General features: G+C 66.6%; 13 protein-coding genes. 9 read left to right on the forward strand and 4 right to left on the reverse strand.

Features of this window, described 5'->3' with window-relative positions:
* The first annotated feature begins 117 nt into the window (after positions 1-117).
* The 5 genes from QNO03_RS06240 to QNO03_RS06260 all read left to right on the forward strand — a co-directional run bounded on the left by QNO03_RS06240 (position 118) and on the right by QNO03_RS06260 (position 4,622).
* Positions 118-1,698: a PspC domain-containing protein gene (locus tag QNO03_RS06240; RefSeq protein WP_289602543.1), complete on the forward strand. Its 1,581-nt coding sequence runs from the start codon at positions 118-120 to the stop codon at positions 1,696-1,698.
* A 2-nt stretch (positions 1,699-1,700) separates the two neighbouring features.
* Entirely contained in the window at positions 1,701-2,135 is a 435-nt protein-coding gene (locus tag QNO03_RS06245; RefSeq protein WP_289602544.1) for a hypothetical protein, read from the forward strand.
* A 173-nt stretch (positions 2,136-2,308) separates the two neighbouring features.
* Entirely contained in the window at positions 2,309-2,551 is a 243-nt protein-coding gene (locus QNO03_RS06250) for a PspC domain-containing protein (protein ID WP_289602545.1), read from the forward strand.
* 69 nt (positions 2,552-2,620) lie between these two features.
* Positions 2,621-3,652 (forward strand): 6-phosphofructokinase, encoded by a 1,032-nt coding sequence (locus tag QNO03_RS06255; RefSeq protein WP_229947230.1) that lies wholly within the window; start codon positions 2,621-2,623, stop codon positions 3,650-3,652.
* Positions 3,653-3,905: 253 nt separating this feature from the next.
* A complete protein-coding gene (locus QNO03_RS06260; RefSeq protein ID WP_289602546.1) occupies positions 3,906-4,622 on the forward strand; it encodes a GNAT family N-acetyltransferase in 717 nt (238 codons plus the stop codon).
* Between the two features lie 27 nt (positions 4,623-4,649).
* Here the strand turns inward: QNO03_RS06260 and QNO03_RS06265 are convergent, their stop codons facing one another.
* The 4 genes from QNO03_RS06265 to QNO03_RS06280 form a co-directional block, all read right to left on the reverse strand.
* On the reverse strand, positions 4,650-5,051 hold the full coding sequence (locus tag QNO03_RS06265; RefSeq protein WP_229947225.1) for an ankyrin repeat domain-containing protein: 402 nt from the start codon (positions 5,049-5,051) through the stop codon (positions 4,650-4,652).
* Between the two features lie 58 nt (positions 5,052-5,109).
* Complete coding sequence (gene ygfZ, locus QNO03_RS06270) at positions 5,110-6,201, reverse strand: CAF17-like 4Fe-4S cluster assembly/insertion protein YgfZ (protein ID WP_229947222.1); 1,092 nt, start codon at positions 6,199-6,201, stop codon at positions 5,110-5,112.
* 39 nt (positions 6,202-6,240) lie between these two features.
* On the reverse strand, positions 6,241-6,840 hold the full coding sequence (locus QNO03_RS06275) for a nitrobindin family protein (RefSeq protein ID WP_229947221.1): 600 nt from the start codon (positions 6,838-6,840) through the stop codon (positions 6,241-6,243).
* 370 nt (positions 6,841-7,210) lie between these two features.
* Positions 7,211-7,903, reverse strand: a complete 693-nt coding sequence (locus QNO03_RS06280; RefSeq protein WP_289602548.1) for a hypothetical protein — start codon at positions 7,901-7,903, stop codon at positions 7,211-7,213.
* A gap of 192 nt (positions 7,904-8,095) precedes the next feature.
* On the opposite strand from QNO03_RS06280, the gene QNO03_RS06285 reads away from it, so the two are divergent.
* From QNO03_RS06285 to QNO03_RS06300, 4 genes are all read left to right on the forward strand, one after another.
* Positions 8,096-8,800, forward strand: a complete 705-nt coding sequence (locus QNO03_RS06285) for a winged helix-turn-helix transcriptional regulator (protein ID WP_229947217.1) — start codon at positions 8,096-8,098, stop codon at positions 8,798-8,800.
* A gap of 62 nt (positions 8,801-8,862) precedes the next feature.
* On the forward strand, positions 8,863-9,840 hold the full coding sequence (gene mshD, locus QNO03_RS06290) for a mycothiol synthase (RefSeq protein ID WP_289602550.1): 978 nt from the start codon (positions 8,863-8,865) through the stop codon (positions 9,838-9,840).
* A gap of 88 nt (positions 9,841-9,928) precedes the next feature.
* Positions 9,929-12,154, forward strand: a complete 2,226-nt coding sequence (locus QNO03_RS06295) for an RNA degradosome polyphosphate kinase (protein ID WP_229947213.1) — start codon at positions 9,929-9,931, stop codon at positions 12,152-12,154.
* On the forward strand, positions 12,154-13,119 hold the full coding sequence (locus QNO03_RS06300; RefSeq protein WP_289602552.1) for an NUDIX hydrolase: 966 nt from the start codon (positions 12,154-12,156) through the stop codon (positions 13,117-13,119). Before QNO03_RS06295 ends, QNO03_RS06300 begins: the two co-directional genes overlap by 1 nt.
* The last annotated feature ends 83 nt before the right edge of the window (positions 13,120-13,202 follow it).

Below are 13,202 nucleotides of genomic sequence, written 5' to 3' on the forward strand. Positions count from 1 at the left end.
TGGAAGCTTCGCCGCACCGGCCCTGACGGCAATATTTGCTGATCTTCAGGGGACGTTCAGGGGCGGGTCAGGGTAGTCCCTGATGCGGCTCGGACGCGCCGGGGGAAGACTGGATACATGAATCCTTCCCCATCCTCCGGCCCGGCATCCGACGGCCCCGCGCCTGAGGGCCCCGCACCGCAGCCGTCCCCCCGTCCGGCCCCGGCAGGCAGCCATCCGGCTGGCAGCGGGCCGGCAGGCACCGGTTCCGCAGGCGGTTCCAGCAACGGCTCGCCCAGCACTGGACCGGCAGCGCCCGGCGAACCCGGCACCTCCCCCACTGCTGCCCCCGGATCCGGCGGATTCCACAGCGGCTTCCATCATTGGGTCCGCTCCCTAGGCATTGTGCGCGGCGAGGACCGCTGGTTTGGCGGAGTCGCCACGGGCCTGGCTGCCCGGACCGGACTGGACCCCGTCCTGGTCCGCGGCCTGTTTGTTGTCCTGGGTATCTTCGGCGTCGGCTTCCTGGTCTACGGCGTCGCCTGGGCCCTGCTCCCGGAACCCGACGGCAGGATCCATCTGGAAGAGGCTGCACGCGGAACCTGGACCTCCGGGATGACCGGAGCACTCATTTTCGCCATCCTGGGCGTGGGCGGCCCCGGCATTCCGTTCCTCGGCTCGGAGAGCTGGTTCGGGGGCGTCATCTGGACCCTGCTCTGGATCGGCTCAGGCGTCGCCTTCATCTACTGGTTCTCCACGGCGAAGGGGCGGCAGCATCTCTCCGCCCACCACCCCGCGGCGGACGGATCCGGTGCTCCCGGCACATCGCCGGGCGTACCCGGCACGGTTCCGGAAACCAGCCGCGGAGTGTCTCTTGCCAAGCCCGGCACACCCGCTGCCGGAACCGGCCCCTCTCCTGCAGGCCCGGATACTGCAGGGGCCGAGCCGGCTCCCGGAACCGTTCCCCCCGTGGCCGCACCGGGAGCCGTACCCGCCGGGATGGTTCCCCCGCTTCCCACAGCACAGCAGCTGACCGTGCCCGCCGGGAACAAGCAGCACCCAAGTGCGGCCAAGGAGGTTCCCGGCGCGCCGGGATCCTACACGGCGGCATTGTTCGGGGCAGCCCTTCTGGTGGGCGGCGCCATCCTGGCGCTGGACTACACCAATCTCCTTCCCCTGGGCAACCCGGTTTCCGTGGCCCTGGCAGGCGCCGCCGCAGTGTTCGGCGTCGGCATCGTCATCCTGGGCCTGGCCGGCCGGCATTCCGGCGGGATCGGCACGGCGGCGGCAGCGGCGCTTGTCGCGTCCCTCCTGACGCAGGGCAGTATGGCGAACGCCAATCTGGTGGTGGCCAGCGACGCCGGCTGGACACCACAGAATGCCGCTCAAGCCAGCGGTGGATACACAGCAGTCGCCGCGAATGGGACGGTCGACCTGCGCGGGACCGAGACCTCCGGCGACTTGGAAGTGCCCGCGAGCGTAGCGGCAGGCAACCTCGCCATCCTGGTTCCCGACGATGTACCCGTGACGGTGCTCTACAGCATGGCCGCAGGAAACGTGGAAGTGAACGACGGCCTGGACCGCCAGGAGTACAGCGGACTGTGGCAGCCGGCGTCGGAACGCACCCTGAACGACGACGCCGACGGCGACCGCATCACGATCGACATCCGCGGCCTCGCGGGAAACGTACTCGTTACTACTGAAGAAAGCGATCTCTAGTCATGGAGCAGGACAGCGAGAGGGACTTCCTGGGCCGGCAATACGGCCCCGCAAGCTCCGAATCATCCGGCCAGTATGTGCCCCCGGAAACAACGGTTGCAGGCAGCGGCAGCGGGAACGGGGCATCGGGACCGCAGGACCCGAACATCGCCGACCCGAACGTCACCGGCCCGCATGGCCGGGACCCGGTGGACAGCGGTGCGATGCCTGCGGCGGGCACCGCGGAGACGCCGGACGCTCCGGTCCGGCAGTTGCAGGTGGGTACCGTCGTGTGGGGGTTGGTTCTGACCACCCTTGCCGTCCTCCTGCTGCTGGTGAATACCGTGAACCTGTCCGTGGATCCGGTCCTGCTGGTCCTCGGCGTTACCCTGGGTGCCGGACTGGCACTGCTTGTGGGCGGGCTGGTGTCCGGAGCGCAGCGGGGCCGTTCCCGCTGAGGTCCGTTCCCACTGAGTTCCCAATGAGTTCAGTGCCCAATGGGTTCCGTTCCCACTGGCATCGGCCCTACATCCGCACCGGGCGGCACCGGGCCGCATCCCCCTTCGGGGGGGGGGATTGCCCTGTTTCTCCACCATTAGTTATTTCGACACCAGTAGATAAGGCTTAGACCATGGAAAAATTCTTCAGCGTCCTGCGCTCATCACCCGTCAAAAGGCAGCGCGGCTGGGTAGGCGGCGTCTGCGCCGGCCTGGCAGCAACTTACGGCTGGGATGTGTCGCTGGTCCGGATCGGGGTGCTCCTCAGCTTCCTTCTGCCGTTCGTGGGCCTGGGCACTTACCTCGTCGCCTGGCTGCTGCTGCCGAAGTCCGACGGAACCATCCTCCTGCAGAGCCTGGTGGGCATCCGAGCTTAGCCGGGGGCGGTTGGCTGGCTAGAATCAAACGCAGGACCATCCACCGCCAGCAGATCCAGGGGTAATGTCATGAAAATCGGTATCCTCACCAGTGGAGGCGACTGCCCCGGGCTGAACGCCGTCATCCGCGGTGCCGTCCTCAAAGGCATCAAAGAATACGAGGACATCGAATTTGTGGGGTTCCGCGACGGTTGGCGCGGCGTGGTCGACGGCGACATCATGGACCTTCCCCGCTCGAGCGTCCGCGGCATCTCCAAGCAGGGCGGAACGATCCTTGGGACATCCCGGACCAACCCGTTTGACGGTCCGAACGGTGGGCCGGAGAAAATCAAGGCCACACTTGAACGTCTGGGCATCGACGCGGTGATCGCTATCGGCGGCGAGGGAACCCTGGCTGCCGCGCAGCGGCTCACGGACGCCGGGCTGAAAATCGTAGGTGTGCCCAAGACCGTGGACAACGATCTCGACGCCACCGACTACACCTTCGGCTTTGACACAGCGGTGGAGATTGCCACCGAGGCCTGCGACCGGCTGCGCACCACCGGTGAATCCCACCACCGCTGCATGGTGGCCGAAGTGATGGGCCGGCATGTCGGCTGGATTGCCCTGCATACCGGTATGGCGGCCGGCGCCCACGCCGTCCTGATTCCCGAGCACCCCGTCAGCATTGACCAGATATCCCAGTGGGTCAGCGAGGCCCGGGACCGTGGACGTGCACCGCTGGTCGTGGTGGCCGAAGGATTTGTCACCACCGACATGGAGATGCCGCATTCGGAGCGCGGCCTCGACAGTTTCGGCCGTCCGCGGCTGGGCGGGATCGGCGAACTGCTGGCCCCGGAAATCGAGGCACGGACCGGCATCGAAACCCGGGCCACGGTGCTGGGCCATATCCAGCGCGGCGGCGTGCCCACGGCCTTCGACCGGGTCCTGGCCACCCGGCTGGGCATGGCGGCAGTCGATTCGGTGGTGGACAGCCTGTGGGGAACCATGGTGGCGCTGCACGGTACGGACATAGTCCGCGTCGGCTTCGAAAAGGCCCTGGGCAACCTCAAGACCGTCCCTGAGCACCGTTACGACGAGGCAGCAATCCTCTTCGGCTAGACCGGTTTTGCGGGCCGCAGCCGGCCCCGGGAGGCAGCACAGCGTCCCAGCCGGTGGGGTTATGTCCACCTGCTGGGGTCCCATCGGCCACGACAGCACCACCGGGTGGGACCCTGTGCGGGCGGCGGCCTGGAGCGCTTACGAACCCGGTCCGTTGCCGATACCGCGGGCGTTCCTGTGCATTCACTGAGATTGTGCGGGCTTCGGCAATGCGTTTGCATGGACACCCATACCGCGGTGTAGGTTGAAATGCATGAATCTGGACTCGGGAACCATCGCGATTATCCAGCTGGCCTGGTCCCGCCACCTCGGCCTGGCGGATAATGCCCTGGCGGAGAATGATGCCGGCGAACGCATCTACAGTGTCCGCGACCAGGCCGAGACAGCATACTTCCTGCGGCTTTTCGGTGCCGAGGTGTTCAGCGGCCCCGAGTGGGCTGCGGACCGTGCCCGCTCCCAAAGCGCCACCCAGCTGACCCGCCACTCCGGACTCATCCAGATGTCCATGGAACACGGAGGAAGGGCACTGGGCGCCGAGCAGCTGTTTTTCGCCGATGCGCTTCCCAGTGTGATTCCGCTGGAGGAGCTTGCAGTCTCCAACGCACCCGACCTCGCGGTAGCCCTGGAGCGGCTCTGCCCGCCGGACGACGCCGCCGAGGCGGGCCTTGCAGGCAAGGAGGAAGTTTTCATCCTGGTGGACGACTCCCTTGAGGAGCCGAAGCCCGTAGCGGGCGCCGGATACAGCATTACCGACGGAATCCTGGCGGACATGGGCGTGCTGACTGCCCCGGGCTACCGGCTGCGCGGACTCGGCAGTTACATCAGCTCCGTGGCCTTGGAGGACGCCATGGCCGCGGGCCTGATTCCCCAGTGGCGGGCACGCCTGGACAATGTCGGAGCCGCACGAACCGCAGTGGGATCCGGTTTTATCCCCGCCGGGGTCCGTACTTCGGTGGCCCTGTCGGCCTAGCCCCTGCCCCTTAGAGCGGCCCAGGCCCTAGCCGAGCAGATCCAGCATTTCCTGCCGCTTGAAGAATCCGGCGGTGTCCCGCCCGGTGGGCGATCCGGCGTCCGGGTCCGCACCTGCTTCTGCCAGGATGCGGAAGATCTCGACATATCCCTTGAACGCGGCACCGGCCAGCGGTGTCTGGCCGCGGTCATTCTGGGTGTTGACGTCTGCGCCGCGCTCCACCAGGAGTGCGGTCAGCTCCGCGTGTCCGTGGTACGAAGCGAGCATCAGGAGGTTATCCCCCGAACCGTTCGTCAGGTTTACCGGCACACCCGCGTCGAGGTAGCTGCGGATCCCTTCTGTGTCGCCTGCCCGCGCGGCATCAAACACTCTGCCGGCAAGCTCAATGACGTCGTCGTCGATCTCGGGACGGGATTCGGGGGTGCTCATGGCGCTCCTAGGTACTGTTTTTCTGGCTGTTGATCTGGAAGGAAACGGGCCTGGAAGGCTACCGCCGCGGCGTCTTCAGGAAACCGGAGGCACGTCCCACGACGGCCCCGGCGTCGGGCGCCACGATCGGTTCCTGGGCAGCGGCGTACGGTTCGCCGTCGTCGACCACGACCAGCTGCACGGACGGGTCGACGGACCGCTTCACCACTGCCAGGCCCACCGGGCCCATTTCATAGTGTGCACCGACGGAGGTCAGCGTTCCCACCTGACGCTCCCCCAGCATCACCGGGCTCCCGGCCGCCGGCAGGGTGTGCTGCGAACCGTCCAGCTGCAGGAACACCAGACGGCGGGGCGGGTGCCCCAGGTTATGCACCCGGGCAACGGTTTCCTGGCCCTTGTAGCAGCCCTTGGCCAGGTGCACGGCGGTACGGATCAGGTCCAGCTCATGCGGAATGGTTTTTTCATCCGTTTCCGCTCCCAGCCGCGGCCGCCACGCGGCAATGCGCAGGGCTTCGGAAGCCATGGAACCGGCCAGGGTCCGTCCTGAGGCTTCGATGGCGTCCGCAAACCCGGCACGGGGAATCAGATACTCGAACCAGGGCCGCTCCAGGCCGGGGTGCGCGTCCTCGGGCACAGCGGTGTAGGCAAATCCGCCGGGCCCGATGTGCGGCCACGGATCGGTCCAGCGCAGGTACTGCTCCCACTGCGGGACCTCGGTGGTGGCACCGGCAACAGCCCACTGATCGGTGACGTCGGCAATGTCGACCCGGAGCATAAACTTCATCCGGTTCAGCCATTCGGTCAGGCCGGGCGCTTCGGCGGACTCCACGAGCAGCCATGCGGTGCTGCCGTCGTCGATGATCCGGGCGTCGTAGTCGATCCTGCCCTGCACGCTGAGGAGCAGCAGTTCGGAACTCACGCCGGGCTGCAGATCCGCAACCTGCTGGGAGGACAGGGTGTTCAGCCAGCTGAGCCGGTCCGGCCCGCTGACCGTGACGACACCCCGGAAGGAAAGGTCGACGACGGCGGTTCCGCGGGCCAGGGCACGCTGTTCACGCAGGGGGTCACCGTAGTGGGAGGCCGTGCCGGCGTCGAGTCCACCGGCTTCAACTGCGCCGTGGCGGGAAAGCAGGGGGCTGGAATAGGTCATAACAGGTGCAACGTCCTAGCGGCGCGGGCCTATTCCGCTCTAAACGGTCTTTTTCAGAATGGCGGAGGCGTGGGCCTTGAGCGCTTCGCCCTCGGAGGCAACATCCCAGCGCCAGTAAAGATCACCGTTGACCAGCCCGTAGATGCGGGTGGCTGCGGAGTATTCCTTGGAGTTCACGCCGCGCATCACCAGATCGGTGGTGAGTTGGATCTGTGGTCCCTTGATCTGGCCGTAGTAGAGCTCCGCGATGCCGCCGGGGTGCACAATCGTGGCGGTGATGTCGAAGCCGCCGGCATCGTTGCGCAGATCTTCGACCTCGTCGGCGCTGCGCAGTGCCGGCACAATGTCGGCCGGGACCAGACCAGGACCGCCGTCGGCGTCGTTGAGGGGGCGGTCAAGGGCCCAGAAGCCCGTTTCAACCGCCAACGGCCGAAGCCTGGTGCCCTGCTCATCGGTGAGCCAGCTTTCCGCGGTGTACTGCAGGTAGGGCAGGCCGTTCTGGGTGAACGTGACCTTCTGGGTGAAGTACTCCGAGTCCGCCTCGCCTTCACCCAGCCGTCCGGAACCTTCCCAGGTGCCGAGCAGCCAGGACAGGGGTACCAGTTCCGGGGTCAGATCGGTGGGGATCTCCATTGGCATGGTGGAACCTGTCCTTCGGTATGACGGGGCTGGTACTGGAGGCGGTGAGGCGGTGCCGCTGACTCCCGGTCGGTGCGTTTCCGGCCTGGATGACTAGGCCTGGGTTACTTCTGGCCCTTGTACAGGCGGGAGATGACCAGGGCGGCGAATCCGGCCATCGCCAGGCCGGTGATACCCAGCAGGGCAATAAAGAAAATTTCGAGAGCAACCATGGCTACATCCTAACGCGCGGGAGGAACAGTTTCCTTCCCGCCATTCGATCACGACAGGCACCCGCAGACAAAAAATGCTTTCGGGTAAACCACCCGGAACAACGCAGCGGACCGCCGGAAGGCGGTGAAGTCCGGTGAACTCCGGTGAGGCGGTGAACTCAGGAAACGAGGAGCCGTCCGAGGAAGTAGATCACGGAGCCCAGCACCAGGACCGGGGCCAGGCCCAGGGCCAGCCGTCCGGCAGCATTGGAATTGTCGGCCCGGGAGAGCGCCAGCCTGCGGAAGGCCATTACGACGGCGGCAACCACCACGCCGCTGAAGGCCGCTGCCAGCCAGGGCACGCCGGCCGAGGCCAGGGCAACCAGCGCTGCGGTCAGCCCGCCGGCGAACAGGCCCAGGGGGGCTGCCATCCGGTCCGGGAGCGGGATCAGTGACACGGCAACGGCTGCGAGCGCGGCACTGCCGGTCATCGTCAGCAGTGCGGGATCGCCGTCGGTGCCGGCCAAACGGTCTGCCGCCACCCAGCCGGAGCCCAGGGCGGTGACAAGCACGCCGGAGATAATGCCGACGATGGATTCGAGCCGGTGTGCCTGCCCGGTGCCGCGGAGCAGCTGGATCAGGAACACGGCCCCCACGCCGACGGCCACGGCTGCAGGCAGCCAGGTCAGCATTGCGGCGGCGGGCGCGAAGTAGGCTGCCGCCACGGCGGCTGCGCCCACCAGTGCCAGGACCCCGCCCTGCGTCTTACGGGCGGGCACCCCTATCAGGTGCGGCCAGCACACGCCGCCCAGGACGGCGGCCACACCGCTTATTACGGCCACGACAGGTACGGACACGTACGAAGCGGTCACGATACCGATAATGGCAAGCGCCGCCGGCACCGCTAAGCTCCAAAGTTTCACCCTAGTTATCCTGCCTTATTACGGCGTCCAGAAGAAAAGCGACAGGCCTGAAACGTGGATGGGTATACTTTCGATCACTTCAAGCCAAGCAGATCGGCGAAGATTGTGCCCAATGGTGTGCGCCCAACATTCGGAGGACCTATGTCGCACATATTGCTGCTTACCAACAGTTCCGGTTCTTCTATTAACGTCCTGCCGGCCTTGGAGCTCCTGAACCACAAGGTCCATGTGGTTCCGGCGGAGCCCACTGCCCTGCTGGATACCGACCCCAGTGACGTCATCCTGGTGGATGCCCGCAAGGACCTCGTTGGTGCCCGCTCCCTGACCCAGCTGCTGAAGGCCACCGGACTGGACACCCCGCTCCTGCTCATCCTGACCGAGGGCGGCATGGCCGCCGTCGCGCCCAACTGGCTGGCTGATGACGTCATCCTGGATTCCGCCGGCCCCGCCGAGCTGGAAGCACGCCTGCGCCTGGCATCGGCCCGGGGCGCCGGCGCGGCGGAGGCTCCGTCCACCGAGATCAGGGCCTCCGGCGTCGTCATTGACGAGGCCAGCTACACCGCCCGCGTGAACGGCACGGCACTGAACCTGACCTATAAGGAATTCGAACTGCTTAAATACCTGGCCCAGCATCCGGGCCGGGTATTCACACGGGACCAGCTGCTCCACGAAGTATGGGGCTACGACTACTACGGCGGCACCCGGACCGTGGACGTGCACGTGCGGCGGCTGCGGGCCAAGCTGGGGCCGGACCACGAGACGCTCATCGGCACAGTGCGCAACGTCGGCTACCGGTTCACCAGGTCCCGTGCCGAAAGTACCGCTCCCGCCGGCCAGGACGCCTGACGCCGGACCTGCTTCCGGCGCCGTGCCCTGCGTAGCGGCACCAGCCGCGCTAGGCTTTCGGAATGAGTGAAGAACCGCAGACAGCCTGGCCCGTAGTCGAGACCCGTGGGACGCCGGAGCCCGCAGCCCTCGCCGACATCCTGCAACTGGTCTCCGCTGCGCAGGACGCGGACGGCAATCCGCCCCTGTCCGAGCAGACGGTCGTGGACCTGCGCTCCCCCGATGCTGATCCGGATATGCTCTCCGTCTTCACCACATATGCCAATGACACTGACACCGACAGCGGGCAGTGGCTGGCCGGCGTTGCCGTCGTGGTTTCCGCATCTCCGCAGGATCCGGGGGTGCTGGAACTGGTAGTGCATCCGAACTACCGCAGCCAGGGAGTGGGCACCGCCCTCGCCGCAGCTGTCCAGGATGCGGTTCGGGAGTCCCCGTCCGACGGCGCCCGCAGGCCCTCCGCCTGGTCGCACGGCAACCATGAAGCCGCCGTGGAGCTGGCTTCCCGCTTTGGCTACCGCCCGGTCCGTGACCTGTGGAAAATGCGCCTCAGCCGGTCCAATGCCTCCCTCCCCGAAGCGCAGTTTCCCGCGGGGGTGTCGCTGCGCGCCTTTGAACCCGGCCGCGATGAGCGTGCCTGGCTGGACGTCAATGCCGCCGCTTTCGCCCACCACCCGGAACAGGGTTCCATGAGCCTTTCCGACCTGCAGGCCCGCATGGCCGAGGACTGGTTTGATCCGGCCGGCTTCCTCCTGGCCGTGGATGAGGAGGGGAAGATCCTCGGGTTCCACTGGACCAAGGTCCACCCCGGCACCGGTGGCCATCCCGCCATCGGCGAGGTCTACGTGGTGGGTGTCAGCCCTGAAGCGCAGGGCAAGGGGCTGGGCAAGGCCCTGACCGTCGCCGGCATCGAGCACCTTCATGCCGCCGGTCTTGACGCGGTGATGCTGTACGTCGACGCGGATAATACCGCCGCCGTCGCCCTGTACCGCAGGCTCGGGTTCGTCCGCTGGGACCAGGACGTGATGTACGCACCCGCATAGGGTACGCAGCTTGTAATGTTGTTTGCAGGGCCAGGCGGCCCGCCCGTACCGCCTGCCCTGATCCGCCGCCAGCACCTCAGGAGACACTATGAGTTTCGATACCGACGCCGAGCCCCGGTCGACCTTTGGGTCTGCGGAGGCCATGTCGGCGCCTCGGGCCACGCAGGACCGCATCGACATCCCGGACTTCGGTCCGGCGTTGGTTCCCAGCGGAGACATTTCCCCGGAACGGTTCCTGGACCGGGAGATCAGCTGGCTGCACTTCAATGCCAGGGTCCTGGAGCTTGCTGAAGACCCGGAGCTGTACCTGCTGGAGCGGGTGAGCTTCCTGTCCATCTTCGCTTCCAACCTCGATGAGTTCTTTATGGTGCGGGTTGCCGGACTCAAGCGCCGCATCGCCACCGGGCTGGCGGTGCCCTCCGCCGCGGGCATGAGCCCGATTGAGCAACTCGAAGAAATCGTTGCCGCCGGCTACCAGCTGCAGCAGCGCCATGCGGACGTCTTCGCCCGCCAGATCCGGCCCGCCCTGGCGGAAGAGCAGATTTACCTGGTCAGCTGGGACGAGCTTGACGATGCCGCCAAGGCAAGCCTGCACAAGCAGTTCGCGGCGAAGGTCTTCCCCATCCTGACGCCCCTGGCCGTGGACCCGGCCCACCCCTTCCCGTACATTTCCGGGCTTTCCCTCAACCTCGCCGTCGTGGTGCGGAACCCGGTCAGCGGTAAGGAATTCTTTGCCCGGGTCAAGGTTCCGGACCAGCTCCCCCGGCTGATTTCCGTGGACGGTCCCCGCGCCGGCAACGTCGCCGGCCGCACCGCACGGTTCATTACGCTCGAAGACGTGATTGCCCAGCACCTGGACCAGCTCTTCCCCGGCATGGACGTCATTGAGCATTACACCTTCCGCGTCACCCGTAACGAAGACCTCGAGGTGGAGGAGGACGACGCCGAGAACCTCCTGCAGGCCCTGGAAAAGGAACTGCTGCGCCGCCGGTTCGGACCGCCCGTCCGGCTCGAGGTCACCCCGGAAATGAACCCGAACATCCGGGAGCTCCTCGAACGCGAACTCGGGGTGGAATCGGACGAGGTCTACGTCCTGCCCGCACCGCTGGACCTGCGCGGCCTCTCCGGCATCAGCAGGATCGACCGGCCGGACCTGCACTACCCCAAGCAGGTGCCGCACACGAACCGGCACCTGAAGGAATCCGAGACGTCCAAGCCGGCGAACGTGTTCGCCGCCATGCGGCGCCGGGACATCCTGCTGCACCACCCGTACGATTCCTTCTCCACGTCCACGCAGGCGTTCCTGGAGCAGGCTGCCGCCGACCCGCGCGTACAGGCCATCAAGCAGACCCTGTACCGCACCTCCGGCGACTCCCCCATCGTGGACGCACTGATCGATGCGGCCGAGGCAGGCAAGCAGGTCCTGGCCCTTGTGGAAATCAAGGCCCGGTTCGATGAGCAGGCGAATATCTCCTGGGCGCGCAAGCTCGAGCAGGCCGGCGTGCACGTGGTCTACGGCATTGTGGGCCTGAAGACGCACTGCAAGCTGTCCCTGGTGGTCCGGCAGGAAGTGGACGGCCTGCGCCGCTACTGCCACATCGGCACCGGCAACTACCATCCGCGTACTGCCCGCTACTACGAGGACCTGGGCCTGCTGACGGCCAATGAACAGGTGGGTGAAGACCTCACGAAGCTCTTCAACCAGCTGTCCGGGTACGCACCGAAGTCCACGTTCAAGCGCCTGCTCGTGGCGCCCCGTTCCGTCCGGTCCGGGCTGATTGACCGGATTGAACGGGAGATCGCCAACAAGAAGGCCGGCCTGAACGCCCGGGTGATCATCAAGGTCAACTCGATGGTGGATGAGGCAATCATTGACTCGCTGTACCGTGCCTCCCAGGCCGGGGTGCAGGTGGACGTGATCGTGCGCGGCATCTGCTCCGTGCGTCCCGGCGTGCCCGGCCTCAGCGAGAACATCACCGTACGCTCGGTACTGGGCCGTTTCCTGGAACACTCCCGCGTCTTCGCCTTTGCCAATGGCGGGGACCCGGTGGTCTTCATCGGGTCGGCCGACATGATGCACCGGAACCTGGACCGGAGGGTAGAAGCCCTGGTGCAGCTGGTCTCCCGGGACGACATTGCCGATCTGGTGGCTTTGATGGACCGGTACATGGATCCGGGCACGGCCAGCTGGCACCTGGACCCGGAAGGCACCTGGATCCGCCACCACAAGGATGAGGAAGGCAACCCGCTGCAGGACGTCCAGTCCTGGCTGCTGGCCTCCCGTTCCCGCCAGCGCTCGGTGTCCCGCCGCTGATGGAGGCAATCCAGGCTGCCGCCGCAGCGCCGCAGGAGGACGCCCCCGTCAAGGTAGTCGCTGCAGGGGCGTTGTGCTGGCGGGAACGCGACGGCAAGCTGCAGGTCCTGATAATCCACCGCCCCCGCTATGACGACTGGTCCTGGCCCAAGGGCAAGCTCGACGAAGGCGAAACCACGCCGGAGTGTGCGGTGCGTGAAGTCCGGGAGGAAGTGGGCATCCGGATCAGCCTGGGCATTCCGCTGCCGTCAACGGTCTATCCGGTGGCATCGGGCCTGAAGATGGTCCATTACTGGGCGTCCCGGGTGGACTCTGACAAGCCCCGGCCGGACGGCAAGGAAGTGGACGGGACACGCTGGTGCAGCCCGGAGGAAGCCGCTGAGGCACTCACCAATCCCACGGACAAACTTCCGCTCGAGGAACTGGTCCTGGCCCACAGCGAACAGCGGCTGCGGACCTGGCCGCTGATCATTGTGCGGCATGCCAAAGCGAAGCCCCGTTCCGCGTGGACGCGGGCCGAGGGCGAACGGCCGTTGGTGGCCACGGGGCTGCGGCAGGCGATGGCCGTGTCCCGGCTGCTGGTGGCGTGGCGGCCCAAACGGGTGGTCTCCAGTCCCTGGGTGCGCTGCGTGCAGACCGTACGGCCCTATGTGAAGGGCGAAGGCGCGAAGTTCAAGACCGTGGACGCGCTTACCGAGCACAGTGCCAAGCGCAAGCCCGCCAAGGCCCGCAACACTGTGGAGGGCCTGTTCGACAAGGCAAAGCCGGTTGCGGTGTGCACGCACCGTCCGGTGCTGCCCTTGGTCTTCGACGTGCTGGCCGGCCATATGCCCGCGGAGATGGCCGCCGGGCTGCCCGCCAAGGATCCGTACCTGGCTCCCGGCCAATCGATCATCTGCCAGGTCAGCAGCGCAGATATTGGCCGGATCGTGTCACTGGAAAAATACCGGGCCTTCGACGACTGACTCCAGACTGACCCCAGTCCAGCGGCGCCGCCCCGGCGCCCTGCTTAGCCGGTGTGGCCCGCGTCGCAGTGCCGCTGCCGCCG

Origin of the sequence: Arthrobacter sp. zg-Y877, assembly GCF_030373105.1 — a bacterium.
Taxonomy (GTDB): Bacteria; Actinomycetota; Actinomycetes; order Actinomycetales; family Micrococcaceae; genus Arthrobacter_B.

Coding starts and splice junctions, on each gene's coding strand:
- QNO03_RS06240 (WP_289602543.1), top strand. CDS start 118: ATGAATCCTTCCCCATCCTCCGGCCCGGCATCCGACGGCCCCGCGCCT.
- QNO03_RS06245 (WP_289602544.1), top strand. CDS start 1,701: ATGGAGCAGGACAGCGAGAGGGACTTCCTGGGCCGGCAATACGGCCCC.
- QNO03_RS06250 (WP_289602545.1), top strand. CDS start 2,309: ATGGAAAAATTCTTCAGCGTCCTGCGCTCATCACCCGTCAAAAGGCAG.
- QNO03_RS06255 (WP_229947230.1), top strand. CDS start 2,621: ATGAAAATCGGTATCCTCACCAGTGGAGGCGACTGCCCCGGGCTGAAC.
- QNO03_RS06260 (WP_289602546.1), top strand. CDS start 3,906: ATGAATCTGGACTCGGGAACCATCGCGATTATCCAGCTGGCCTGGTCC.
- QNO03_RS06265 (WP_229947225.1), bottom strand. CDS start 5,051: ATGAGCACCCCCGAATCCCGTCCCGAGATCGACGACGACGTCATTGAG.
- ygfZ (WP_229947222.1), bottom strand. CDS start 6,201: ATGACCTATTCCAGCCCCCTGCTTTCCCGCCACGGCGCAGTTGAAGCC.
- QNO03_RS06275 (WP_229947221.1), bottom strand. CDS start 6,840: ATGCCAATGGAGATCCCCACCGATCTGACCCCGGAACTGGTACCCCTG.
- QNO03_RS06285 (WP_229947217.1), top strand. CDS start 8,096: ATGTCGCACATATTGCTGCTTACCAACAGTTCCGGTTCTTCTATTAAC.
- mshD (WP_289602550.1), top strand. CDS start 8,863: ATGAGTGAAGAACCGCAGACAGCCTGGCCCGTAGTCGAGACCCGTGGG.
- QNO03_RS06295 (WP_229947213.1), top strand. CDS start 9,929: ATGAGTTTCGATACCGACGCCGAGCCCCGGTCGACCTTTGGGTCTGCG.
- QNO03_RS06300 (WP_289602552.1), top strand. CDS start 12,154: ATGGAGGCAATCCAGGCTGCCGCCGCAGCGCCGCAGGAGGACGCCCCC.